This is a genomic window from Idiomarina sp. UBA4520, from assembly GCF_002388365.1.
Lineage (GTDB): Bacteria > Pseudomonadota > Gammaproteobacteria > Enterobacterales > Alteromonadaceae > Idiomarina > Idiomarina zobellii.
Genome location: NZ_DGMK01000010.1, coordinates 7,539 through 33,292, shown reverse-complemented (window position 1 = coordinate 33,292; position 25,754 = coordinate 7,539). Strand labels below are relative to the sequence as shown.

Sequence of the window (25,754 nt, the reverse complement as noted above, 5' to 3'; positions counted from 1 at the left end):
ATCATGAGCTCCTGGCAAAATTTGCTGACAGAGGTTCGTCAATGCACGCTATGCGAACCTGAATTGCCAATGGGAGCTCGGCCGGTTGTCCAGTTACACCCTAATGCGAAGATCTTAGTGGCAGGCCAAGCCCCCGGCCGGCGTGTCCATGCCTCAGGTAAGCCGTTTGACGACCCCAGTGGCGACCGGCTGCGCCAGTGGATGGGCGTTGATAAAACTACTTTTTATAACGCTGAAAAACTGGCCATTATCCCAATGGGGCTGTGCTATCCGGGAGCCGGCAAATCCGGCGACTTACCACCGCGCCCAGAATGTGCTCCGGCATGGCGGCAGAAACTATTACAGCAGCTGCCAAATTTAGAATTGACGTTGGCCATTGGGCAGTACGCACAAAGCTGGCACATTGACGAACCAAAACAAACGCTCACCGAGCGAGTAAAAAACTGGGAAAGCTATTGGCCGGAGGTTTTGCCACTGCCGCACCCAAGCCCGCGTAATAACTTGTGGTTAAAGCGCAACCCCTGGTTTGAAGACAGCATTATTCCGATGTTGCAAGAAAGAGTCTCTGCGCTACTGAGTGAATGACTACCACCACCGGCCGGTTTCCCGACAGTAGTTCTTGTAGGCTTCTCCAAAAGTTTCTGTGAGAATGCGCTCTTCCGGCTGAATTTGAAACTTACTCATGTACGCAACGTATAACACCAGCCCCCATAACGACAGAATACTGCCTAAAAACACGGCCCAGGCCATTAACATAAAGAAAAAGCCGAGATACATTGGGTTTCGGGTTCGCTGGTAAATGCCTGTTGTGACAAGTTCGGTGCTTTTACTCGGGTCTCTCGGGTCGACCGTCGTTTTCGCGCGGCGAAAGCTCATAACACCGAGTAAAGGCAGTAATACACCCAGTACCAGCAAGAAAATAGCCGCAGCACGCTGGCCAACATAGAAAGCGTTTAACTCTGCGGTATAATGCGCCGTTAACCACATAAGTCCAGCCACTATGGCAACAACAATGACGGGTGGAACTTTGAGCTCTAAAGACTTCATATACAGAAGCCTCCTTTTGGTGATACTAAAATGACAGCCGAGATACCTACGATTATTGAGCAAACCCAGCGTTGGGTGCAACAGCTTATTGTGAAATACAATATCTGCCCGTTTGCGCGCCGCGAAGTTGAGCGCAAAAGTATTCGCTACGCTGTTGCAGAGCAACCGGACATAGCTTCAGTGTTACAACAGTTGCTGGATGAAGCGAAGCACTTAGACGAAACACCTGAAACCGAGACCACACTTTTTATTATTCCCCAGGGTTTCGAAGGTTTTCATGGCTTTTTAGGCTTGGTCGACATGGCCGACGCGCTGCTTATAGAGGAAGGCTATGAAGGCGTTTATCAACTAGCGCATTTTCATCCAGACTACTGCTTTGACGGTGAGCCACAGGACGACCCGGCCAATTACACTAACCGCTCTCCATTTCCGACATTGCACTTATTACGCGAAGCGAGTTTAGAAAAGGCGATTGAGCAGTACGACGACCCCGAGTCTATACCCGAGCGCAATATCGAATTTTGCCGTCGCAAAGGGGCCGAGTTTTTTGTAAAGATTTTAAACGGTTAACTTGGGCTGATGAATTGAATGGCGTAGGCTATTCTTTATTGAAGATTAAAGGTGAATATTATGCCAGAGCGTCAGCTATCGAATAAAATTCTGGAAAAGCTACCCACTATGGTCGCTTTCATTGATGAAAAGCGGCGCTACCGTTATGTCAATAAAGCTTACTGCCAGTTCTTTAGCCTTAAAAAGGCGCATATGCTGGGGCGCTATGTCGCTGATGTTCTGGATGACGAGCCTTACGCCCGCGTTAAAGTGCGGCACGACAAAGTTTTTAAAAGCGGTAAGGTTAATTCTTTTTCGGAAACCGTCAAATTCAGGGACGGTCGCAAATGCTTTTTAGATGTCCGTTATATTCCTGAGCTGGATGAAAACAATAAGACCGTCGGTCTTTATGCCATTATTGAAGACGTGACAGAGTACTATGCTTCTGTCGACTTAATGCGCACCATTCATGACATTATTCACAAGCGCGGTCGTAGAATTGACCCTGCCTCTATTGACGAACTTTTAAAGTTTGGCGTGGACTATTTAGACGTAGATATTGGCACCGCAAGCTCCATCATTGATGGCGTATACACCATTGAGTGGGTGCAAACGGCAAAGTTAGACCTGGAAGCAGGCACCCAGCTGCCTTTAGACACAACCTATTGCTCGGTTGTGTTAGCAGAGAACGAGTTGGTTCATACCAACGAAGCCGACAAAGACGAACGCTTTAAAGACCACAAGTCCTTCCAAACTTATGGTCTACAGTCCTATCTCGGTACTCCAATTGTTATTAATGACGTTGTTTGGGGCGTACTGGGCTTTGCTAAGAAAACGACACGCCGGGAAGCCTTCAGTGAGCTGGAAATTGAGATGGTTCGCATGATGGGAACTGCCGTTGAGACCGTTATTGCAGAGCAAGCTGTGCGATCAGATCTCATGCGTCAACGCGATGATATGGCGTTAATTGCTTACACTGACTCCCTTACTGGCTTAAAAAACCGCTCAGCAGGTATGCAAATGCTGGAGCAGGGGCTGGCAACCCACTACAAAGACAGTTGCTGTGTCGTATCCGTTATCGACTTTGACCACTTTAAGTCCATTAACGACACCTATGGTCATGACGTCGGTGACCAAGTGCTGATAGCTGGTGCCAACGCTATGAACGACAGCTTAAGAGGCAGTGACACTGTGATTCGGGTCGGTGGCGAAGAGTTTATGATTATCCTGCCCTACACGGACAAAGACAACGCCTCAGCAGTACTAGAGCGTGTTCGCGAAGCAGTAGAGAAAACCGTTGTAACCCTGGATTCCGGCGAGGTCATTAACCCAACAGTGAGCATCGGCGCGACCACCAGCGAGACAAATGACGATGTGTCCAGCATTTACCGCCGCGCCGACCAGGCTCTGTACAAAGCCAAGCACGCAGGCCGAAACTGCATTGTTTGGTCAAAGTAGCGTAGCGATCTAATCCGGGCCTTCAATGCGTATGATCAGACAGTTAAAATTGGAGGTGAATTATGAAAGTTGCGGTTATCGGTGCGAATGGAAAAATTGGTCAGCATCTTGTCGAACAATTGCAAAACGACGACAAACACAAGGTTGTTGCTGTAGTACGGAAGCAGGAACAAAAACAATCGTGGGAAGAGAAAGGTGTTGAAGCCAGGTTAGCCGACTTAGAGGGTTCCGTTGACGACTTGCAGACTGCTCTTAATGGCGCAGATGCGGTTGTATTCACAGCAGGCTCTGGCGCTGGCACGGGTGATGATAAAACACTTTTAGTGGATTTAGACGGTGCAGTGAAAACCGTTGAAGCTGCTGAGAACATCGGCGTGAAACGCTTTATTATGGTCAGCGCATGGCAAGCTAATAACCGCGAAAACTGGGCTGAACAGCTATTACCTTACTATGCGGCGAAACATTATGCCGACAAAGAGTTAATGCGTAGCAGCCTCAATTGGACGATAGTGCGTCCCGGGGCCTTAACGGATGACCCTGCCAGCGGCAAAGTGGTTGTAGGCGAGTCACTGGCTCCGGGCTCAGTGCCTCGTGAAGATGTAGCGAACGTATTGTTTCGCTGCCTTGACGAATCAGGAACAGAACATAAAGCCTTTGACTTGATGTCAGGCGACAGTGACGTTCAGCAGTCCTTACAGGCTATGAAAGAACTCGCTTAGTACCTCAAAAGTCCGTTCAGTTTTTGCCGGGATGTTGTCCTTAACTGGCAACACCGCATGCACGCTGTACGGACTGCCTTGCCAATCTGGCAGTAAACGCAGTAAGTGACCACTTTCAATATGGTGCTTAACCTCAGGCTCTGGCAGTAACGCATAGCCGACGCCATCCAGTGTTAGCTGAACCACAGTTTGCATGTTGTTGAGCATGATTTTCGGTTGCGGGAATTCAAGCTCTGAAGAGTTCGACATATGCCCAATAAAGCAGTCTTCGGGAAGGTCGTCAAAACTGTTGATAGTGTTCTGTGCAGCCGGGTGCGAAGCAGCAATACAAGGAATCATGTTCCAATCTACTAAGTGCCTTGCATAAAGCGATGAGTCGGCAAGAGGGCCAATCCGAATGGCCAAGTCTGCACCAGCGGTAATTAAATCAACAGGCTCGTCGGTCATGTGCAGCTGAAAATGGACATTTTTAAACTCTTGTTGCAGCTGCTTTAACGGCTCACTAAGCAACCCGCCACCAAAACCAACAGGCGCTATCATTTTAATTTGCCCTTGTGGTGTTTTGGTCAACGCCTCCCACTGTTCCTGATTACGCGACGCAATGCTAAGCATATCTAAGCACGACTGATAAAACACTTTCCCGGCTTCGGTCAGCGTTAGCGTTCGAGTGTTTCTGTGGAACAGCGCTATACCGTTGTCTTTTTCCAGGCGCTGTAACTGTTGGCTAACCGCAGATACCGTCATGTGCAGTTCCTTTGCGGCCCCACTCATACTGTTCAACTCGACAGTTCTGGTAAAGGCCTTCATTGACCGAATCATTTTTGGGTTCATGTTTTAGTCCTGCTTAAAACGTATTTCAGAATTTCGACGTTGATGAATTTATCTTAACATTTATGATCGCCAATGAAAATTATTCTCATTTAAATAAAGGGGCGATTTGTGAACGTTATTAAGAATGGCTTGAAACTGGGTGTACTTTCAATGGCTATTTTTTCTGCCTTGGGTACCGCTCATGCACAGGACGGTGCAGACGACGATCGCGAAAAACGACGCCACAAACACAAAGATATGGAAGTCATGGTGGTTACTGCTTCAGGCGTTGCTCAGCACATTAAAAAGGCACCCGCTTCTATTTCTGTCATCGACAAAAGTGAATTGTCACAGCGTTTTTATAAAGACTTAACCGATGCCATGACCGATGCGCCGGGCGTTGTAGTAACTGGCGGTGGTGATCGTCAGGATATTAGTCTGCGCGGGATGGGAGCCGACTACACCTTAATTTTGGTGGATGGTCAGCGTCAGAGCTCTCGTGAAACCCGCCCGAATAGCGATGGCCCTGGTGTGGAAGGTGCCTGGACGCCACCGCTGGCCGCTATAGACCGTATTGAGATTATTCGAGGGCCGATGTCTTCACTCTATGGTTCAGATGCAATTGGGGGCGTTATTAATATCATTACGCGTAAAACTCCGGACGAATGGCGCTCTGAAATTAAAGTTGATGGTACGTTGCAGGAACGATCGGAGTCGGGTAACAGCTATCAGACAAATTTTTTTACGGCAGGCTCACTCATAAAAGATACTTTAGGGCTTCAGCTATCAGCAGGCTACACGCGTCGACTAGAAGATGAAATTGTCGAAGGTTTTCGAGATAAAACGGCGCAAGATGCGGACATGAAATTGGCGTATACACCAAACCGGGACCATGAAATTCTGTTTGAGGTGGGTACGGCGAAGCAAACAATTAACGCGTCTTTAGGAAAAACGGTTGAGCTGCTGGCGCCGGGTGAAGAATGTGGTCGCCGCGGGTGTCCTGAGTCTTCAAGTACCGTCTATGACAGTAGTTCCGTGTCCATTGCTCACAACGGGCAATGGGGGTTAGTGGGCGCCCGCAGCTATTTAAAACGCGACGAATATGAAAACGAAGCGCGTCTAATGACTATTACTAATACCGACTTTCAGAGTCACTGGAATTTACCGCTATTTGATGACAATTCAGTCAATACCGGGGTTTCCTACTTTAAGGAAGAGTTGGAAGACTTAACCAGCAACCAAGTCAGTGATCGTACCCGAGTAGAGGGCTCGCAATGGTCGGTATTTGCAGAAACGGCCTGGCCGTTGTTTAAAGGTTTCGACTTAACTACAGGTGTGCGCTACGACGACGATGATATTTTCGGCGGCCATTGGAGCCCTCGCGTTTACGGTGTTTATACTTTGAGTCGCGCAACAACCATAAAAGGTGGTGTTTCAACGGGGTTCCGAGCTCCAGGCTTACGTGAAACCACACCCGATTGGGGCCAGGTCAGTCGCGGCGGCGATGTTTATGGTAACCCAGACTTAGAGGCAGAAACCTCAACCAACTATGAATTGGGTTTGTATACCGACTGGAGCCGTCACACGTCGACTTCCGCAACCGTCTTTTATAACCAGTTTGACGATAAAATAACTCGAGTTGCCTGCCCTGCAACGGTTTGCGATGCCGGACCGAATCAGTTTGGCTCAATGCCAACTACGCGCGTGAATATCGATGAAGCGGTTACGAGAGGTGTGGAACTGACGTTTAATTCACGACTAAGCCGCCATTGGTCAGTTAAAGGTAACTACACGTACACCGACTCTGAGCAAAAGTCGGGCGAATATGCAGGCGACCCTTTAAACCAATTGCCTAAGCATTTAATACAAACATCGTTAAACTGGAAGCCGAATAAACGTTGGAACAGTTGGTTACGTGTGCATTATCGTGGTGAGGAGAGTCAGCCAACAACAGGCCCTTCGCAGGACGTATTGGTTGCGCCTTCCTACACATTGGCGGACTTAGGCGTGAACTATTATGTCACGCGCGATTTAAAGTTAGCGGCAGGTATCTATAACTTACTGGACAAAGAGATTGGTGTGGAAGAATACGGCTATGTTGAAGACGGCCGACGTCTTTGGTTGTCAGCCGCCTACAGCTTTTAATCGTTAAAGTACGTTATTTAACGCAATACCGATACCGAAGCGAGTTTGCTTGTGGTTGTAGTCAATCAAGCTCTCTCCGTATCCGGTGAAAATTGACGTATAACCAATAAACTTACCGCCGAGTGGAAACGTCCAGTTAAGCTCGGCGGAGCCTCTGCCGGTGTCTATGGCGTGGTTAAGCTTTAAAATGTACTCGAAGTCACCATCGCTGTATGCGGTAGTGAATTCGTAGTTGCCAACATAGTCCGTAATATTTGGGTTGTCGTCACCACTGGACTGAAGCGGGTCGGTTTTTGCGTCTTCTTGTAGACGAACCCACGGCTTAAGCGAAAACACAAAACGGCCTTTTTCAACGACAAACTGAGCGTAGAAGCGGTTCCAACTGCGCGACAGTGGTTGGCTGCGACCATTCGACAAATGTTCAGCCCCAAACACTAAGGCCGTATTGGTACCAAACGGATGCCATCCGGTTGGCGTTGCGTAGAAAAACTCAGGCATGTAGTTAGTTTCGCGGAACGGCTTAGAAATATTGTCCGAATAAACTTGCCACCACGACTGCACAGTGAAGCCAAAGAAAAACTGGTCATCTTCGAACAACAAGCTTTCTTTATTGAGCGGTACTTTAAAGCTTAGCTGAAACTTTGACTCGTATTCTTCGAGGTTTTGCTTATAACCTTCTATGTCAGCGTACTGAATGCGGTTGATATTGTTCGTCGTGAGCACGGGAAGCATATAGTTGCGGCGGTGTGGGGTAAGAACGTAAGGGTCAAACTGAGTGACCTTTTCACTTTTCATTCTGTTGGTGAGCACACCTGGCTCTTCCACGGCATCGACTTCAACCACTTCCTCGTCTTCAGCACTGCGTAATTGCTCTTCACACTGGCTGCGAACATCTGCAATGGTCGTTTTCGTTGCTTCTGCCGTATTCATTTTATCGAGTAGGCATTGTTGCATTTCGGACAGCTGCTGTGCGTGAGCCATTGTAAAAAGAAACATACAAGAGGCTGTTGCACTAAGACGAATCCATGTTTTCATAAAGGTACGACTCCAAACGGTAAGCTTCTGTCTACTATAGCGGAATTAACAGTTTTAGATCACTCATTCAGGTTAGTTTTATTATACACTTACAAAAAGTAAGTGATTAAAAAGGAATTCAACTTGCGGGGGAGAAAGCGTATTTCATATCGCGCGCTCGAATTATTCGACAAACTGCCACTTTCGTATCGTTTTGCAGCGGCTTTGCTATTGCCGATTATCGCTATCATCTGGATGTCAGGCTCTAACATTCTGGAGCTGCGTCAGTCGGTAAACAGGCTAGATGCACTCAATGATAATATTACGCTGGTGACAGCGGCCGGTCAGCTCGTAGGCACATTGCAGCGTGAGCGCGGCTTGAGTGTCTTAATTACTGATGCTGGCGCCGAAAGGTTTCGAGCCAGGCTTGCGCAGAGCCGTGAAAGAACCAATGAGCAGTTAGAGCACTTAAAGCAGCAGTTGAGCTCGGTTAAAATTACTCCGGAAACCCAATCGCTCTACCAGAGCCTTAAAACAACGGCCGATGCGCTCAGTCAGTTACCGGTCATGCGGGAACGTGTCGACAACAAAGTCGCAACCGCTGACGAAGCTATTCAGTTTTATACCAGCGTTATTCAACAGACCAACAGTCAGCTCAGCGAATTGTCGCGTGACTTACCTATTGTTAGCCTTTCCCGGGAAGTAAATGCTTACTTTATATTAAACCGATTAAGAGAGCTGCTGGGGCAAGAACGAGCTATTGTCGGTAAGGCATTAGTCACCGGCGAAATCAGTCAGAATGACATTCGCCAACTGGCCTACAACGCCGGTCGCCAACGTAGCTTACTTATTGGTTTTGAAAGCCAAACCGCACTCAAATCAGCGGACGAGCTGTCGGAATTAACCACCGAGTTTCGTCAAAGGTTGTTAGCGACCCGCACGCCCGGTGAACTGTTGCAGGCTATGGACGCAGAAACCTGGATAAGCCAGCAAACCCAACTTATCACGACGGTTCAGGCAGTTGAGCAGCGGTTAATAACGTCCATTAAGGAAGCTGCGTCGGACTCCTATGTGTCATCCACAAACGAGTTGTGGCGTTACGCCATTATTTCCCCAATTGTTTTGCTCAGTGGGCTGTTTTTAAGCTGGCTAATTTTACGCTACGTGCGTCGGCAAATTATGCTGGCCGACTCGGTTTTTCAGCATACGCAGGACCGCATTACTATTACCGACGCCGATGGCCGCATTCTCGATGTGAACCCCGCGTTTACTCGCATTACCGGTTATAAAAAGCGTGAAGTGCTTGGCAAGAACCCGCGCTTTTTAAAGTCGGGGCGTCAGGGTAAGTCGTTTTATCGAGCTATGTTCCAGCAGCTGATAAAAGACGGCTTTTGGCAGGGCGAGCTGTGGAACCGTCGTAAAAATGGCGAGTTCTATGCGGAGCTGGCATCCATGAGCGCCATTAAGAATAAGCGAGGCGAGGTGCAAAACTTTGTGGGCATTAGCTCCGATGTGACCGAACGCAGCTTTGCTCATAAGCGCGAACTAGAATACCGAACCTACCACGATGCACTGACTGGCTTACCCAATATTCTGCTGGTGCGCGATCGCTTAGAGCACGCCTTAAGCATTGCCAGCCGTAAAAACGAAATGGTGGTGGTGGCTTCAATAGATGTCGACAACTTCAAGAATATTAATGCGCAGTTTGGCCATACCGTTGGCGACAAAGTGATAGAAAAGCTCGCTAAACGCCTTAGCGCAACCTTACGCGAAGGGGACACGGTTGGCCGCCTCAGCGGCGATGAGTTCTTATTGGTTATTGAGGGTGGCGAAACCGAACTGAAGGTTAATGAGGTACTCGAGCGAATAAAATCGGACTTGTCAGAAACCATAACCGTTGGCTCATACACTATGGATATTACAGTCAGTGTTGGGGTTACTGCGTATCCGAAAGACGACAACGATGCCGATACCCTCATTCGCCACTCGAGCCAGTCGTTGCATCAGGCTAAACGTAACGGCCGCGACCGCATAACCTGGTTTGATACCGAAAGAGAGCAAGCGCAAACCCAGTTAACGCAGCTTATTCAGCGCATGGAACTGGCTATGAGCAATAATGAGCTAGAGCTGTTTTACCAGCCTAAAGTCAATATGAAAACCTGCGAGGTAATTGGCGTTGAGGCGCTTCTGCGTTGGCGCGACCCTGAACGAGGTCTGGTGCCACCGGGAGACTTTCTGCCTCTTATTGAAGAGCATCCGTTCTCCATTGATGTCGGCAACTGGGTGCTCGACGCAGCACTGAAGCAGGTGAATGAATGGCGTTCACAAGGCATTGAGCTGCCGGTGAGCGTTAATATTAACGCGCTGCAACTGTTGGACGACGAGTTCCTGGACTCTGTAAACACTCACTTGCGCCATTACCCCAACGTGTCACCGCAGTTTCTTGAAATAGAAGTGCTGGAAAGCGCCGCTATTGGCAAAATTAATGTGGCCGCCGAGGTGCTGGCGAAATGCAAAAAAATGGGTATAGCCGTGTCTCTGGATGACTTTGGCACCGGCTTTGCCGCGCTCGACTACCTGAAGCGCTTACCAGCGCAGACGCTCAAAATAGACCAAAGCTTTGTCCGTGACATGCTGACAGACGAAGGCGACCTGGCCATTGTGAAAGGCATTATTGGTCTTGCCGATGCCTTTAACTTCAACATTATTGCCGAAGGCGTTGAAACCGAACCGCAAGGTAAAACACTGGTTGAGCTAGGCTGTGTGCTGGGTCAGGGGTACGGCATTGCGAAACCCATGCCGGCAAACGACGTACTGCCATGGCTTAAAAACTGGAAATGCCCTGAAGGTTGGGGTGGGTATGAGAGTTTGTGAGGTGGCAATGTGGTTTTTCCGCGAATGGCCGTTAAGTGCCAAGAGCGGACGCAAAAGTGAGCATCTCAGATGCTTGCATTCGTTCTCAATTAGCCGAGCATTCTTTACTTTGCCTAAAAATAATTAGTGCAAACGCTATTTCAATAAACCCGCCCACAAAAGCGGCAAAAGTAAAATCCGAGGGGAAAATAGCAAGGTAAAATCCAGAAATCATAAGTACACTACCCAGCGCCCAATACACTTTCAAACCATAAAGTGTTTGAAAGGTTAAGTACCTGGCACCAATAATCACTAACATGATTGGATAGAATAGTAAGCTATTAAGTTGTGCCACAATGACAGCAATAAATAGGCCTCCGAATAGAATACCTAGATTTTCGATAGCCAGTTTACCAAGCACATTAGTTGCGTCATGTTTACCGGTGGCTCCCAATAACTTTGAGAATAAAAGGGATATAGGGAATATAAACATCCCTCCAATAAGCAATGCTAGCATGCTATTAAAGGGCGACGAATAAAGGCCAATCAGCCCAGCCGATAACCAAACTATTCCGGAAGCCAACGCTCCGGTTGCACCGCCATAGTAGGCACGAGACATATCTTTTTGTGATTCGTTGAAATCCATTTTCTTTGCAACCCGCTTTTTTAACATCTGACTGAGTGTCTCCGATGATAGCCGAGTCGCGCGAAGAGATAAACGGTCCGCTGCTCGCTCAATACTGACTTTCAGCATTGAGCGAATAATATAGATCCCTCAGCTTCGGTAGCAAAACGGAGATTGGCTATAAAGCGATGCGGTCTTCTAGCTTCAAATCACCGCACTTCGTTCCGCCATTTGTTTGCCAGCATACATTTACAGATTGCGCATCACTGCGAAATAATCGGCGCAATTCATCAAAGTTATCTTCAGTTATTGCCTTACCGTTAATTTCTTTAACTATCGCTTGTTCAGTAAAACCAAGCTCTGCCGCATGAGAATTCTTTGCCACCTGTTTTATTACACCTCCCAGCCGGTGTGGCTCCATTACCAAGCCACTGCGGTCGATATCAGTTTTATGGCTGAAAAATTTATTCTTTACGAGCGTAATAGACTCGTCTTGGTAATTAAAATGCACGTTGAACTTCCGAAGTAGTCCACTACCTATCAAACCAATTCCGTAGGGGTCTTCAAAGCTTAGTAAATTGTGTGCCGCAACATTTTCAAACTCGCTATCGCCCAGTCCAAAAAAATCGATACGGCTAGTTTCAACAACCTGTTTACCATCAAAATTTTGAGTGTGAGTTTCAAAGTAGTCGTTTGGAAACTCTAATTTATCAGTCAATTTTTCATTCAAGTAAACGTAGTCAGGCGCACCTGTGTCGATAATAAACGCATAGTCGGCTTCGACACCGTCGTTATCTTTCAGTCTGGCATTAACATAGGGAATTCGACCATGAACAGACAATGGTAAAGTCGTGCTGTTTTCGTGGTTAAACTCGCTTTTCGCACTTTTCTTATGAAACTGTAGAGACTGCTCCGCATAAAGAACCGAGACATTAAAGTGATTCAGTAAGTCGTAGCCAATCGCACCATCAAAATAAGCGGTGTCATAGTCGTGAAATAACGGATTTTTCTCAATCGGAACATGAATGAAGGTCAACTCTGAGAGCTCGATGTCTCCAACCCGGATAATGCCATTGTTAACTACGTTGACTTGACTGCTTTGAACCTCAAGCTGCCTTTCCACATCTAACTGCAAGGTTTGGGTACGGGGTGTCTCAAAGATTACAGTCGCAGATGCCGCTGAATCAAAAGCCAGCCTTAATGATTCTGTGTCATTTACATCGATTTCAATAATGATATGGCCGTCATGCCAAACGAAGGGTAGTTTAAAACTTTGCTCTTTACTGAGCCACTTTTGAGATGCCAACGCATTGCCGCTTTGTAAATTTATGATTCCTTTCGCTGAACAGCCAACAATTACCAGCACGACGCTCAGCACTGCAATCAATTTAATCAAAAGTATGACGTGTTTAGTCAAGATATATACTCCCAATGAATGTTTGGGCTATAGTAAGGTGGTTAGCCTATAGGTTATTGAACAATATTGCGATTTCACGAAAAAATACATTGGATAGCGAGAAGTGCTTGGCATAGCTGGAAAGGAATTCGATTCAGGAGTACCGTAGGGATGGAGAAAAACAAAAGCTGGGTGAACAGAGCCTATGGCGAGACTGAGCGAATCGAAGCTTGTTTTAGTGGGCTTGCGTATGCGCCACATAGCCATGATACGTATACTCTAGCCCTAACGACACGGGGTGTTCAAAGCTTCAATTACCGCGGCGAATTACGACACTCACTTCCTGGTGAAGTGGTAATACTTCATCCTGACGAAACTCACGACGGTCAGGCTGGGACAAGTGACCCCTTTGCTTATCGCGCTATAACCATTGACCCTGTTGACGTTCAAAATATATTACAAGGCTTCAGTCTTCCATTTTTGGAAGGAGGAGTCACAAAACAACCGCAGTTTATCCAGGTTGCTACACAACTGTTATCTGAATTCAATCGTCCGCTGGAAAAGTTAGAGCATCAAGATCTCATTTATGCTTTTGCCACAAAATTACAGCAAGCTACATCGCGTAATGTGAGACATACTCAGGCGAATTACCGTGCAATCAAGAGAGCGCGTGAATATATTGACGATGCCATTGCTGCTAACTCCAGCTTACCAGTCAGCATTACATTGGATGAACTGGCTGCTATTTGCGATTACAGTAAGTGGCAGATAACGCGTGATTTCAGGTCTCTTTATGGCACAACGCCTTATCGCTACGTAACACTAAAGCGATTACAGAGAGCAAAAGCTCTCATTGAGCGTGGCATACCTTTGTCTCAAGTTTCATTCAGTAGCGGTTTTGCAGATCAAAGTCATATGACGCGGCATTTTAAAAAGTCCTTTGGTACAACCCCCAAGATTTGGGCAAACTTAAATCAGTAACACTAATTTTTTTTGAACGTTGTGCGCATGATTAGAAGAACTGACTATAACCACTAAGGTCCGTTCTTCGCTCTTAGCGGACACTCCTAATATTATCTGGCAATTTATTCTTAGTCAGTGCAGTTAAAGTAAAGCCAGCAAGCGCGCTGGCTTATACTTAGTTACATTCCGAACCCATGACACGTTTTAGATGAGTCAAGACAGTATCCATTGTTTCTTTGTTATAACTGTAATGGTCTCCATCCAAATCGATATGCAGCACGGGGTTCTCATAGCTATTATCTGACAACCTTTGTTCAATTTTATTAGCCATTTCGAATGAAGGCCAAATTTGGTCTTGCCTTGCTGAGACCAGCGTAACCGAGCCTTTGATCTTCTCGACAGGAATTGCAGCATCGTTTAACTCTTTTGGGGAAGCTTCAGATAAAGCGTCAGTAAAGGCATTTCGGTACTCACCGGTAAAAATTCCGGATAGCATGTCAAAAGATAATAAAGGGGCCTCAATGTAAGGTAGTGGCTGTCCGTCGATGCTCCAGCTTGAGTAGCTCATTGGTGTTTTCACTGCATTCCAAGCAACATGACTCGGGTATGCAGCAACAATGTGATTAACCGTATTAAAATGACTGCCAAGCAACAAAGATAATTCTGCACCTTTTGAGAAACCGAGAAGTGCAACACACTGATCTTTAATGCTCGGGTCTTCAGTTATTGCCTTAATGCGCGCGTCAATTTCGTTTAAAGACAGCTCAATAGGGCTATCGGGCGTTCCCGACGTATCAAAGTAACCCATTGATGCAACAGAGAATCCATAATCGTGATATCTATCCATCAACGGTTTCATATTTGGATTGGCAAAGTAATTACCACCGTCACTTCCCCCTACCAAAATGACTAAAGGGTGTGCTTCGCCGTCGCTAATGTAATTGGTGTATAAATCAGGTGCTGGTGCGTTTTCGCAGGACGCAAGAGCCCCCACCAGTAAAAATGGTGTTATTAATTTTTTCATTGTTATTCCTTTTTTAGGGTTAAGCACTACATCGTTAAGTGCCTTTTTAGTTGGCGTGCGCCATTACGGCTGGTTAATACTTCCAGCTCGGAGTGAATAAATCTTAAGAGCAAGCGCCCATTAAGCCAGCGCTCGACTTCGCTTAATCGGAGCCGATTAATGATTGCGCCACGATGGACACGGAGAAAGTGTGCTGGCAGTTGTTGCTCCAGCTCAGTTAATGTCTTGTCTAGAGGGTAAGTCTGCGAACCGCAATTGGCCACTTGCGCCCCGTTGTCGATAATAATGGCATCGATATCCTCAACTTTTACGTTTCTCATACGTTGCCCCACCTGACTAATCAATGTTTGTGGCAGCGTTTGGGCTCGTTTTAGTCGCAGTCGCTCAGTGACTCGTTCAAGTGCGAGCTGAAGTCGCTGTAGGCTTATCGGCTTGAGAACGTAATCAGCGGCGGCACCGTTGAAAGCTTCAACGGCATAACGGCTGTGTGCCGTTGTGAAGATAACTTCACTATTGCAGTGTTGCTGGTTTAGTTGCGACAGAACATCGATTCCACTCAGGCCCGCCATATTAATATCGAGTAAAATGACATCGGGTTGTGACTCTGAAAGACGCTGAAAAAGCTCCTCTCCGGACCTTAGCTCGGCTTCAATACGCCATTCGGGTAATGCACTTATAAGCTGATTCAGCTTCAGTCTACTTGCGTATTCATCGTCAACGATAAAAAGAGTATTAATCATGATTGGACTCCAAGCTGATGTTGACAACCGCTCCCTTAGACTCTGGGTCATTCGACAGCTGGATATTGGCATGGCGCATAAGACCAATCCGTCGGATTGTCGTGCTCAAACCGAGTCCCGAATGCTTTAAGTTTTCAGGTTGATTAGCCAGGACTATGTCAGGAAAACCGGGACCATTGTCGCGGATAATAACCTGCAAAGCACTGCCACGAGCTCTACACGCTAACGTTAATTCAATTGGAAACCGCGTGGCATGTTTAACTGAGTTTTCCAGTAATGGCTGCAACAAAAACGGCGGAATCTGCACATCTAAAGTTGCTTCATCAATGTCTATATCGATTTTCAAATCATCACCGAGCCTAGCTTGCTCAATATTCAGCCACTTTTGTAGGATCATTAATTCATGTTTGAGGCTGATGGTATCGACATTATTCGTATCGAGGATATGTCGCAACACGGATGCTAAATCGTGAGTCAGCAGCTCTGCCTTTTTTGGATTCGACGTAATGAAAGCCGTTAACGTATTAAGGCTGTTAAACAAGAAATGAGGATGCAAGGCGTGCTTGAGTTGATTCAACTCAGCATGCTGGCGCAGCAAACGTTCGGTTTGTAATGCTTTGTAGGCTCTGTAGGCACGATAAAGAATATACGTTCCAATAGCCCAGGGAATTGACATGAAAAAGACGTCAAGCCAACCAAATTCAACACCTGGATAAATGCCTGCTAGAGCAAAGCCCCAGATTCGATAGCCGATATAAAAGCAGCCAAACCATAGAAGCAGCTCATAGAAAATATTGTTGATGCCGAGCCTTTTTATAGCGAATACAGCCGAATAAATAGGTACCCAAAATAGGAAGATAATCGCAACAGCTCCAGCTAACAGAGCGTCATTGGTTCCAACCTGTCCTCGCTGCCACCAGTCGAGAAAGGTAATCGTGGCACTGATAAAACTTAACCCGAGTAATGCGATAAACAGTTCTTTTTTAGTGATTTCTGGCATCGGTATATTCGCTGCTTTGGTTATGTAGACATTATTAAAGCCCTGAAGCTGAGTGTCACTGTGTTTCTGACTGAATGGTTAAAATAAAGGGTTGAATTGTCGCTAGGGTTCGTCCGAGGCTCACTCAGAGCGAACACTTCAAATAACAGAAAAGTTTAATGATTTCGGACGACTTAGCTAACTCGAAAAACATTTAGCAACATTTTTGGGACTGGATTTTGGCTTACTGAATGGTACGGTTAACAGTAGTTTAATAGGGACATTAAGAGACCAAGCATGAAATATCTACTAATTGCTTTTACGACGTACCTTTTAAGTTTTGCCGCTATGGCATCGGATGCTGTTGAATATCGTACAGAGCTGACTTTTTCACTCGAAAGCTCAGCGTTAAACGCGGTAACTGAGATGCAAATACCAAAGAAGTACAGGAGTAGTGGTACTGTTGCCTTATTTCTGAATAAAGACTTTTCGGTTGAATCAGTTGAGGGGCAGCACATCGAGAGCTTTGAGGTAAAGCAATCGAAGAAGGTGCCCGTTTGGAATGAAGTGATAATTGAGTTTAGTTCGCCAGCTCAAGCAAACAATAAAGCTATACGCATTAAATATGCAGGCACTATTGATAATAACGCTCAGCACGGCAATTTAATTACATCAAAACAAGTTCACTTGAGTATCGATTCGGCATGGCACCCAGTATTCAGTGACTTTTCAACGCCAATTATAGGGACTGTTACCGTCGAGTTGGATGACGACTGGGAAGTTTTTGGTCCGGGAAGTGTGACCAGCAGTGGCAAAAAATATCAAGTGAACAGTACAGAGCCAACAATCGATGTGTCGCTCTATGCAGAGAAAAAGCACACCAGTATTTATAGCGATCGTTTTACGGTTGTCCACGATGACGTTAACGCCGAGAGGGCAGAATTCGTATTAAATGCAGGTCGCCAATGTTTTGAACAAATGAACGAGCGTTTTGGCACGCATAAACAGCTAAAAGCCGCTCAGGTAGTTCTTCTTGAACGCCCGGGCCCTAGCTTTGCGAGAGGAAACTATATTTCATTAAACTCTCAAACTTTGGGCTCTAAGGTCCATACGCATCAATACTTATGCCACGAAATAGCGCATAACTGGACAAACTTCACAAGCGCCATGTCGCATGACTACTGGATGATTGAATCGTTCGCTGAATACATTTCGGCCAGAGAGGTGGCACGTATTTATGGTGAAGAAGAATTTCAAAATATCGTGGAAAAATGGCAAGCGCGGGCGAAAGGCGAAGCGTTTATTTGGCGCGAAGATACTGCTCGCAGAGCGTCGCACAAAGTTAATTATGGTCTCGGCCCTATCGCTTTAATGAAGTTACAGGAAAAGCTGGGAGAAACTGCTTTTGATGAACTCATTGACTGGTATATGACCAGTGACGCAACCGAGACAGAAGCGCTAATTACAAAAGTGGGAACCTTTGCTGGTGCTGATACCAAGCGTTGGTTTAGCGCTTTATTAGCTGGCAAACATTCGGAATGAATTACTGAAATAATGGTAATTTGTAGTACGGTGGAAATATGGAATCAAAAGCGTTAACCATAATGTTTTTTATTGGGGGGGCTATGTTTCCTCATCACCAAACTCGGACATTCGCAATAACTGACTACTATGCCTTACTGTCAGAATATCTATTTGGCCTCTGACGCTGTAAATGATCCGATAGGCTCCAAATATAACTTCCCTGATGCGACGTCCTCCTACTTCAGGAACGACGCGCCCACTTTCAGGGAAGTCTGATAGCCGCTCCACAATGTCAAACAAACCTTCAACCCACTCAACAGCAGCGCTGGGTTTATCTTCCGCAATATATTGAGATATCTGTTCAACACGCTCTAAGGCAAGGGGAGACCAATTAACCCTCATTGTGCAAGCCTGCTCAGAACTCGTGATTTTGCCTCCTCATGAGAAATACCTTCCCCATTGGCCAGCTGCTCTTCAGCTTTATAAACCTCTTCCAACAACTCTAGCCGTTCTTGCATCTTTTCGTATTCTTGGACGTCCACCAGCACGACAACGCCACGGCCTCTCTGAGTTAACACCATAGGGCGGCGGGTTTCATGTATCTGTTTTACAAATGATGCTACGCCCGCTCGAAATTCGGAAAGGGGGCGGATATCTTCATCGACGCGAACTCTTGTCATGGGAATCACCTAAGTACATTTAGTTGTACTTTTAAGTGTACGTCGATGGTTTGGCGTTGGCAAGCAGGGTCTATGAGACATAACCTCTATATATTGTGCGTAAACACATTATATAGATTTAGCTAATGTGAAGTGACAATATAGTTTGTACACTTAATCAAAAAAATGACAATAAAGTTCGTACACTAATAGGCTGTTAGAGCTCCGTTTGCGTGGGCTCGGTGTTTACTTCGTCTTCTCTGGCTGACACAGAGAGGGGGGTATAAAACTATCGACCTAAACCCACTCAAACCGGCTAATACCTTGTGATTTTTGACCCACATCAAATTCAACGAATATAGCGTGTTGGTATCCCAATTGCTGTTTGTACGCTTGAAGCTTTATAAAGTCTTTTTCGTCAGTGATTTTTGATGATGTTTTCTTAAACTCCATAACCAAAATGTTTTCTGTGGTTCTGCGGTGGTGGACAATAATATCAGGGTAAACCGTTTGTGCGTGAGTGTCGTATTGGTCCGGTTGTCCCCCCGGAAGTTGCATGTCCTTTGGCTCGTGGTCATCACGATTATATTCACAGTCCACGTGGAAGTTTGGGAATAGGTTTTGAAGGTATAACGCGACTCTATGAGTGAGTGTTCGCTCGTTTGCATTAATTTGAAGTAACTCAAAATCTTTTTGCAAGAATTGGTTCAGGGCTTCGTTGACCTTTTCGCCGATTAACTCCTGATTTATTTTTTCTATCATTCTGTAAGCCTATATAGTTTTCTCTGATTGGTTAAATCAGGCCATACTTCAAAATTACTTATTTAAGTATTCTTTAAGTACTTCTCCAATGTCCTCGCATAGAGATTCAATTACTTTTAGGTAAACTGCATCATCTAAGTTTGGTGAGTAACTCAGTAAGTTTGCTGTCACTTGAGTGAGCGAAATAGACATAGAGTGCGCTGGGTCAATCAAACCTGAATCACTGGAGCCGGTTAACAAAATATCCTCATTTGAGGGAACGACCGCGAGCGAAAAGCTAATAGTTTGAGCAGTAGCATGAATATTCTGGCTTGCCAGCTTATAATAGGGACGCCAATGGTCAAGGCCTACAGCTTTTTCTATATCCGCGAAAGTTGCTCGTCGGTTAGTTATGTTAAGAAACTCTTCTGCCCAGCCGTAAGGGTTTTTAAAGTTTTTCCCGTAGCGCCGTATGAGCTCTTCGTATTCTTCCTGAAGCATTGATATTTGGTGTTCGCTTGGGGGAGTTGCTTGTAGCCGACCCTTTAAACTCGAATGTTGGCGTGCTCCCTTGTAAGCATCCACAACCTTGTGGTGGCGAAACTTTTCAACAGTTTTTGAATCACTTCTTTTTAAAAAAATGCTGGTAGCAACTAGCTCATGAAGTGCTCGCCATCTAGCATGCGCCCCGTCAGGGAATCCATTCACGAGAAGACAATATATTTCGCGAGCAAGAAGACATGATTTAGCGTGTAACTTGGTTAAAGTGTCAAATAAAAGGTCTTGACTAACTGCTGCGCTGGGTCGTGATCGCCTGTTTACATTACTTCCTGCCTCGGAACAAATTTCGATGAGAGTCTCGATATGATCGAAAGCATACTTCCATTTTTCTCTATTTTTCTCCACAAATTGGGTTTGAATAACCCTTACTTGCTCTAGGACACCATCAAAAGCATCGTTTTTAACCGACTCGAGAATGCCGGGAGGGATTTCTTCAATTATTCTCGTTAAGCAGGAGGTTATAGATTTCAAAATGGTCCCCCGGTCTTGTTCCGGTTCTTTAGCAATTACTTCATCGATTATATCATCCAACATTTTTTGAAAATGGTTCACTAGTCAACCTGTTATTTAATGGCTTTATATATAGTATGTGGTATAGCCTCATAATTGGGCTAACTTAGAACTTTAGACATGATTACTTTAATTATGCCAAATAATGGATAGTTGCATGCACCTTAAAAGCATAAAGATAAAGGGTTTTAGAAACTTTGACCATGAATTCTCAGCCGAGTTTAGTAAGGGATTCAACGTAGTTGTCGGTGAAAATGGTGCTGGAAAAACAGCTCTAATAAATGCAATAAGGCAGCTTTTCTTAGACTCAGAGTCAGGGCGATATAGTATTACGAGTGATGATTTCTTTCGTTCATTTGAAAATAACTCAGAAACGGTTGAATCTATTTTTATATCAGCAGAGTTTACAGATCTTACGTCAGATCAGGAGGTCGCTTTTCTTCCATGGACAAATGATAGTGGTATAGCTGTTTTGAATCTCCAAGCGGAAAATAAAGAGTTTAGAGGGCGATACAGAAAAGCTGTATGGGGAGGCGAATCTAGAGCATCTCAGTTTGACCCCGAACTAGTAGATTTAATCCAATGCATATATTTACCGCCTTTAAGGGATGCAGAGTCGAAACTTAGAAACGGGAGAGGGTCTCGCTTATCAAAATTACTTAAGGCGTTGAACAGAAGGGAGCTGAGTGAATGTAAAGCGAACGACAGTCTTCATCCTCTTGAGGAAAAAGTTAGGGATTTTAATGCCAGTCTAGCGGCAGATGACTCATTGACGATAAAGACTGCCAATGAAATGTTAGCCGGGCACTTGGAAAGGGCAATAGGGAGTCACTTTGGCCAGAGTACAAAGATTCAGTTTACAGAGAGTGACTTCACTAGAATTGTCGAAAGTCTAACTCTCCTCTTTTTTCCTAACTTATCACCCGATGCTAACGTTGACTACAGAGGACTCAACCATAATAGCTTGGGCTATAACAACCTACTATATATAGCCTCGATATTGGCAGAGCTAACTTTAGATGATGATAGTGATGACACTCCTACATTTAAACTTTTGCTTATTGAAGAGCCAGAGGCTCATTTACATCCGCAGTTGTTAGTTCGCCTACTAAACCACTTAAGACAAGTTGCTGAAACAGATAAAAATGATGTTCAGGTAATTGTTACTACTCATTCGACAGTGCTAGCTTCATCTGTAGAACTGAGCTCCATTATCCATCTTTCACGATCAAATAAACCTGTTGCTACGCCTTTGAAAGACTGTGATGTACCGGAAGATAGTGAAAGGTTTATTAACCGGTGGTTGGATGTAACAAAGTCAAATTTATTATTTGCTAGCGGCGTAATTTTAGTAGAGGGAATTGCAGAGCAAATGCTAGTACCCGTATTAGCTAGGCAGGTTTTTAAAGATTATGGGGAGAGCTCTCAGGGTCTTGAGGAACGAGGTGTATCCGTAATTAACATGAATGGTATTTACTTCAAACATTTCATGAGACTTTATTGCAATTTTAAGGGAGTTGATGGCTACGCAGACCAAGACGGTTTAAATATTCCTGTGCGATGTGGGGGAATTACTGATCGAGATCCCATTAAGGTTCAATTTATTAAGGGAGAGGATGCGCTTAAAAAAGAGCTTATGGCTTCCCCACATGATGAGGATTTGGGGGAAGGAGTAAACCCGGCGATTGAGCTAGTACAGGCAATTAAGGACTCCGAGAATGCTCGTTTATATGTAAGTAAATATAAAACTTTAGAGTATGATTTGGCGATGGAAGGCAATAATTTAGCGCTAATGGCAAGTGTTTTAGAGTCTTTATGGCCGAAACCTAAGAGGGGTAAAAGTGCTGTAATTGATGAACTAAAAGCGATAAAAACTGAAAACTGGGAGGAAAAGAAATCAGAAGAACGAGCAATTGCAGCATCAATAATTTTGAAGCGTATTGAAGGCGGGACTATAGGAAAAGGTTTTTTCGCTCAAGTGCTTGCTGATCGCCTGAGCAAAGAAGATACATCAATTTCCGTACCTGCTTACATAGCGGATGCCGTTTTATGGGCCTGCAAATTGGAGGCTCGGAAAGAATGATAGAGTTTACGGAAGAACAGAATGATTACCTTTATTCTAACGTGAATGAACACGTCTTTTTAGAGGCTTGTCCTGGTAGCGGTAAAACCGAAGTTGTAGCACGAAAGTTTGCTAGAGAGGTTAGTAATTGGAAGAAAAGTCCCGGTGGCATAGCCATTTTATCTTTTACAAATAGTGCAACAGATGAGCTCGTTACAAGAATATCTAAATATTTACCTACTGCTGGTAAATTGTTTCCACATACAGTTGGCACATTTGACAGCTTCATACTCAAGAATGTCGTTAATCCATTAGCCAGAAACCTTACCAACTTTACAGGGAAGGACGGAGACTTTTCAATTCGAATAGTAGATAAATCCTCAAACCTTCATGGCTACAAGACAAAATATGGAATTGCCGGGGTGGGGCCTGTCTCAGCACATCAATTCTCCCTCGGGGGGGAAGACTTGAGCTTTAGCTTCGACACTGGTGAGTCGGGACGAGATCGAAAGTTAAATAGCCATTCATTGGAGGATTGGCAGCAAAAGGACTTGCTGCAGGCAAAGTCAAGAATGTGGTCAAGTGGCTTTGCTACATACGCAGATATTGAGTATTTGGCTATTGAAGCATTAACCAAGCAGGCCTATAGAGAATTTTTAAGGAAGCTAGCTAGAAGGTTTCCTTTAATCATCATTGATGAATGTCAGGATCTTAGCTTTGACCATTTATTAATATTGCGCTGCCTAAGCGAGGAAGGAGTTAAGCTACATTTTATAGGAGATCTCCACCAAGCAATATATAGCTTTAGAGATGTTGATCCTGAAAAAGTAAAACAGTTTGTCAAAGAAAAAAATTTTATACCCTTAAAGTTGACACGAAACTTTCGAAGTTGTCAGAACATTATTAATTTATGTGGAAAGTTAACGGGGAGGACTGAAATAGTTGGTCAGGCGTCTTCATTGAGTCCGTCATGCCATTTGCTCCAGTATGAGAAGTGCCCAACCGAATTAATAGAAGAGTTCTCTAAGTATAGTGAGAGATTTGATAATGTGGTTTTGTTGGGGCGTGGTTATTCTTTATTAAGTAAGTTTGATAGTTCGCTGTCATCATTAAAACCAATTCATAGGCTTGCTCTTGCTATACGAAAGATTCAAAAAAGAGACAACAATTACATAAAAGAGAGTCTTGTTCTATTCTCCGATTTTTTGCGAATTAATGTAGGCGAAACTGTTAAGCCTAATAGCTACAGCTGTCCAGAGAAGGTGAATTCAAACCTGAGGTGGAGAAAGTTTCTTTTTTCTTCTTTAAAGTATATAGCTAAGCAAAATATTGATATGAACCTAACTTGGTCAGAGTGGGCGAAGAGCATTGGGGCAACTTTAAGAAATATAAGTAGCCAACCATTTGTTTGTGAAGAGTTGAAACCGATAGTTTCTCCATTAGACTCTATTAAGTTAAGAGCTCCAAGTGGCCAATCAAAAGCTTCGGTAGAGTCAACACTGGGCGAAGCTAAAACGCTGGGAACGATACGGAAAAAAACTACAATTCATCAGGCAAAAGGACAGACCCACGATGTCACCATTTTAGTTTCTAGCTCAGATGGGCGAGGTTCAAAAGGAGCTTATTGGAAGGACTGGCTCAACGATCAACGAAGTGAAGAAGCAAGGTTTGCGTACGTCGCGTCGTCCCGACCTAAGTACATTCTGGTTTGGGCTGTAAAAAGGCTTAATAAAAAAGAAAGAAAGGTACTTTCAGACATAGGGTTTCACATTCACTAGAAAGCTTTGCGAGTAATTACCTATTGTAATACCGGTCTAGCCGAGAGTGAGAAGCCGAGTTAATAGAAGAGGATGCCATTGACGATTAATCCTAGAAAATTGATACATACCGAACGAGGACGTTCGTGGCTGTCGCAATTTGATCCAATGGATCAAGAGGTAGCCTCGGCGGTAGCAAATAACCTTACTCTAGTGTCTCATAATGAGTTCGAAAGAGGGCTAACGAAACTGCTCACTCAAGTATCCGATAGTATTGATGGTACAGTGGCTCTATTTGCGATGCGAGAAGTTGCTTACCATAAAGTTGAAATCAGGGAGTTTGGTCAGTGTTACACAGTCGATAGACCTGCTCCATATTTTGAGAACGCTCAGAAAGCTGATAACGGTAACTCAGTTGTCCCATTATCATCAACGGCTGACATAGGTAGCGAAGGGCGAATAGCTTCAATAATTCGCCAGTTTTGTAAAAGGGATAAGGCAAAATTTCTCAACCACCCTACGGTCGAGTCTATGAGAGAGAAACGTTGTGATGCAGTTATTTTCGTTGATGATCTTATAGGTACAGGCTCCAGAGCAACAGAGTTTCTAAGCTCCTTTTGGGCCGAGAAAACTCTGGTTTCATGGCACTCCTATGGGTGGTTAAAGTTCCATATCGCGGCATACTCGGGGACCGAGAAAGGCATTAGTCTCGCTGAAAGTCACAAAAGTAGACCAGAAGTACATATCTATAGAGATATTCCAACCTTTTATTCGTTGCCTTGGAGTGAAGGAAGGAAAGAGGAAGTTTTCAGTCTATGTAGAAAGTACGGCATGAGGGCTAATAAAAAACGCAAACACATGTGGCTTGGATATAAGAAATCAATGTGTTCTTTGGTTTTTGAACATGGCTGCCCAAACAATGTGCCAGGCATCTTGGTAGAGGAAAGTGGGGAATGGACTGGTTTATTTCCAGACCGGATAGTTGAGGATTCGACTAATTCAATTTTTCCGAGTGAGATATCTGAGAAGTTTAGCGAAGAACATATTCGCAACGTTGGTCAAAAAAGGTTAGCTGAATCAAAAAAGCTTGCCCGCCGAGGTGAGTTAGGGCTTTTAATTCTTACGGTATTGGCTCTAATTGCGAAGAGTAAGCGGAAGAAATCAACTTTGTGTTTCGCGACCGGCTTTAATAGTGAGGAATGTGAACGGGTCTTATCCAAATGTATTAACTGGGGGTTCATAACTGCTCAAATTCGGATTACTTCAGCTGGTTTAGCGGAGTTAAAAGGCGCAAGGAGTGAGGGACGCATGAAAGGCTCAGTACCTGACAAAGGAACTGAAATGTATTATCCTCAGTCTCTGAGGAAGACCATATAATGATTAGTGTAGCGAGCAGGATATACTCTGTGTATTCTGCTACCACAGAAGTAAATCATTGTGGTGGGAGGCGGGAGTTCCCGTCCTCTTTGGAAAAGCCCTTGCTGAGCGAGAGCACAGTCACTCTGGCAATGTTCCCTCGCTGGCTCGGGTTGCCAGAGCGACTGTACGCTCTGGTTTAATCGGAGTAATTGTTATGTGGTCTCCTCTTTCATATAAAAGAAAAGGGTTGGAGATAGGA

The 25,754-nt window shown here is 44.9% G+C and carries 23 protein-coding genes; 11 read left to right on the top strand and 12 right to left on the bottom strand.

What is annotated here, in order from left to right; all coding sequences use genetic code 11:
* Positions 1 to 3: 3 nt before the first annotated feature.
* On the top strand, positions 4 to 585 hold the full coding sequence (locus tag B3850_RS03380; protein WP_286911390.1) for a uracil-DNA glycosylase family protein: 582 nt from the start codon (positions 4 to 6) through the stop codon (positions 583 to 585).
* Here B3850_RS03380 and B3850_RS03375 read toward each other — a convergent pair whose 3' ends face one another.
* On the bottom strand, positions 586 to 1,047 hold the full coding sequence (locus B3850_RS03375) for a methyltransferase family protein (protein WP_286874085.1): 462 nt from the start codon (positions 1,045 to 1,047) through the stop codon (positions 586 to 588).
* A 30-nt stretch (positions 1,048 to 1,077) separates the two neighbouring features.
* Between B3850_RS03375 and B3850_RS03370 the strand changes: the two genes are divergently transcribed.
* From B3850_RS03370 to B3850_RS03360, 3 genes are all read left to right on the top strand, one after another.
* The gene (locus B3850_RS03370) at positions 1,078 to 1,617 is read left to right on the top strand and encodes a DUF1415 domain-containing protein (RefSeq protein WP_286874087.1); all 540 of its coding nucleotides are present in this window, start codon (positions 1,078 to 1,080) and stop codon (positions 1,615 to 1,617) included.
* A gap of 60 nt (positions 1,618 to 1,677) precedes the next feature.
* Complete coding sequence (locus B3850_RS03365) at positions 1,678 to 3,054, top strand: sensor domain-containing diguanylate cyclase (RefSeq protein ID WP_286874090.1); 1,377 nt, start codon at positions 1,678 to 1,680, stop codon at positions 3,052 to 3,054.
* 62 nt (positions 3,055 to 3,116) lie between these two features.
* Positions 3,117 to 3,773, top strand: a complete 657-nt coding sequence (locus B3850_RS03360) for an SDR family oxidoreductase (RefSeq protein WP_286911389.1) — start codon at positions 3,117 to 3,119, stop codon at positions 3,771 to 3,773.
* Here B3850_RS03360 and B3850_RS03355 read toward each other — a convergent pair.
* Positions 3,747 to 4,604, bottom strand: a complete 858-nt coding sequence (locus B3850_RS03355; protein ID WP_286874094.1) for a LysR family transcriptional regulator — start codon at positions 4,602 to 4,604, stop codon at positions 3,747 to 3,749. The genes B3850_RS03360 and B3850_RS03355 overlap by 27 nt on opposite strands.
* A 150-nt stretch (positions 4,605 to 4,754) precedes the next feature.
* Between B3850_RS03355 and B3850_RS03350 the strand changes: the two genes are divergently transcribed.
* A complete protein-coding gene (locus tag B3850_RS03350) occupies positions 4,755 to 6,728 on the top strand; it encodes a ligand-gated channel protein (protein WP_414654203.1) in 1,974 nt (657 codons plus the stop codon).
* A gap of 3 nt (positions 6,729 to 6,731) precedes the next feature.
* On the opposite strand, the gene B3850_RS03345 is transcribed toward B3850_RS03350, so the two are convergent.
* On the bottom strand, positions 6,732 to 7,763 hold the full coding sequence (locus B3850_RS03345; RefSeq protein ID WP_058578556.1) for a phospholipase A: 1,032 nt from the start codon (positions 7,761 to 7,763) through the stop codon (positions 6,732 to 6,734).
* 123 nt (positions 7,764 to 7,886) lie between these two features.
* On the opposite strand from B3850_RS03345, the gene B3850_RS03340 reads away from it, so the two are divergent.
* On the top strand, positions 7,887 to 10,616 hold the full coding sequence (locus B3850_RS03340; RefSeq protein ID WP_286874104.1) for an EAL domain-containing protein: 2,730 nt from the start codon (positions 7,887 to 7,889) through the stop codon (positions 10,614 to 10,616).
* Between the two features lie 85 nt (positions 10,617 to 10,701).
* Here the strand turns inward: B3850_RS03340 and B3850_RS03335 are convergent, their stop codons facing one another.
* Together B3850_RS03335 and B3850_RS03330 are read right to left on the bottom strand one after the other, a co-directional pair.
* Entirely contained in the window at positions 10,702 to 11,268 is a 567-nt protein-coding gene (locus tag B3850_RS03335) for a DUF7010 family protein (RefSeq protein WP_286874108.1), read from the bottom strand.
* Between the two features lie 130 nt (positions 11,269 to 11,398).
* A complete protein-coding gene (locus tag B3850_RS03330; RefSeq protein WP_286874111.1) occupies positions 11,399 to 12,637 on the bottom strand; it encodes an aspartyl protease family protein in 1,239 nt (412 codons plus the stop codon).
* A gap of 150 nt (positions 12,638 to 12,787) precedes the next feature.
* Between B3850_RS03330 and B3850_RS03325 the strand changes: the two genes are divergently transcribed.
* Positions 12,788 to 13,597, top strand: a complete 810-nt coding sequence (locus B3850_RS03325; RefSeq protein WP_278389221.1) for an AraC family transcriptional regulator — start codon at positions 12,788 to 12,790, stop codon at positions 13,595 to 13,597.
* A gap of 157 nt (positions 13,598 to 13,754) precedes the next feature.
* Here B3850_RS03325 and B3850_RS03320 read toward each other — a convergent pair whose 3' ends face one another.
* From B3850_RS03320 to B3850_RS03310, 3 genes are read right to left on the bottom strand one after another with little or no spacing between them, the layout of a single operon-like run.
* Positions 13,755 to 14,603, bottom strand: a complete 849-nt coding sequence (locus B3850_RS03320; protein WP_286874118.1) for an acyl-CoA thioester hydrolase/BAAT C-terminal domain-containing protein — start codon at positions 14,601 to 14,603, stop codon at positions 13,755 to 13,757.
* Positions 14,604 to 14,629: 26 nt separating this feature from the next.
* The gene (locus B3850_RS03315) at positions 14,630 to 15,343 is read right to left on the bottom strand and encodes a LytR/AlgR family response regulator transcription factor (RefSeq protein WP_286874120.1); all 714 of its coding nucleotides are present in this window, start codon (positions 15,341 to 15,343) and stop codon (positions 14,630 to 14,632) included.
* Positions 15,336 to 16,343, bottom strand: a complete 1,008-nt coding sequence (locus B3850_RS03310; RefSeq protein ID WP_286911387.1) for a sensor histidine kinase — start codon at positions 16,341 to 16,343, stop codon at positions 15,336 to 15,338. The genes B3850_RS03315 and B3850_RS03310 overlap by 8 nt, the downstream gene beginning before the upstream one ends.
* 276 nt (positions 16,344 to 16,619) lie before the next feature.
* Here B3850_RS03310 and B3850_RS03305 point away from each other — a divergent pair, with 276 nt between their 5' ends.
* Positions 16,620 to 17,864, top strand: a complete 1,245-nt coding sequence (locus tag B3850_RS03305) for a hypothetical protein (RefSeq protein WP_286874126.1) — start codon at positions 16,620 to 16,622, stop codon at positions 17,862 to 17,864.
* 81 nt (positions 17,865 to 17,945) lie between these two features.
* Here B3850_RS03305 and B3850_RS03300 read toward each other — a convergent pair whose 3' ends face one another.
* From B3850_RS03300 to B3850_RS03285, 4 genes are all read right to left on the bottom strand, one after another.
* On the bottom strand, positions 17,946 to 18,248 hold the full coding sequence (locus tag B3850_RS03300; protein ID WP_053953408.1) for a type II toxin-antitoxin system RelE/ParE family toxin: 303 nt from the start codon (positions 18,246 to 18,248) through the stop codon (positions 17,946 to 17,948).
* Positions 18,245 to 18,526: a type II toxin-antitoxin system Phd/YefM family antitoxin gene (locus B3850_RS03295; RefSeq protein WP_053953407.1), complete on the bottom strand. Its 282-nt coding sequence runs from the start codon at positions 18,524 to 18,526 to the stop codon at positions 18,245 to 18,247. The genes B3850_RS03300 and B3850_RS03295 overlap by 4 nt, the downstream gene beginning before the upstream one ends.
* 276 nt (positions 18,527 to 18,802) lie before the next feature.
* Positions 18,803 to 19,267, bottom strand: a complete 465-nt coding sequence (locus tag B3850_RS03290; RefSeq protein ID WP_286874129.1) for a hypothetical protein — start codon at positions 19,265 to 19,267, stop codon at positions 18,803 to 18,805.
* A gap of 54 nt (positions 19,268 to 19,321) precedes the next feature.
* Positions 19,322 to 20,359, bottom strand: coding sequence for a DUF5677 domain-containing protein (locus tag B3850_RS03285; protein ID WP_286874131.1), 1,038 nt, complete (start codon positions 20,357 to 20,359; stop codon positions 19,322 to 19,324).
* A gap of 115 nt (positions 20,360 to 20,474) precedes the next feature.
* Between B3850_RS03285 and B3850_RS03280 the strand changes: the two genes are divergently transcribed.
* From B3850_RS03280 to B3850_RS03270, 3 genes are all read left to right on the top strand, one after another.
* Entirely contained in the window at positions 20,475 to 22,400 is a 1,926-nt protein-coding gene (locus B3850_RS03280; RefSeq protein ID WP_286911386.1) for an ATP-dependent nuclease, read from the top strand.
* Positions 22,397 to 24,157: a UvrD-helicase domain-containing protein gene (locus B3850_RS03275; protein ID WP_286874137.1), complete on the top strand. Its 1,761-nt coding sequence runs from the start codon at positions 22,397 to 22,399 to the stop codon at positions 24,155 to 24,157. Before B3850_RS03280 ends, B3850_RS03275 begins: the two co-directional genes overlap by 4 nt.
* A 78-nt stretch (positions 24,158 to 24,235) precedes the next feature.
* The gene (locus B3850_RS03270) at positions 24,236 to 25,513 is read left to right on the top strand and encodes a phosphoribosyltransferase-like protein (RefSeq protein ID WP_286874139.1); all 1,278 of its coding nucleotides are present in this window, start codon (positions 24,236 to 24,238) and stop codon (positions 25,511 to 25,513) included.
* Positions 25,514 to 25,754: the final 241 nt, after the last annotated feature.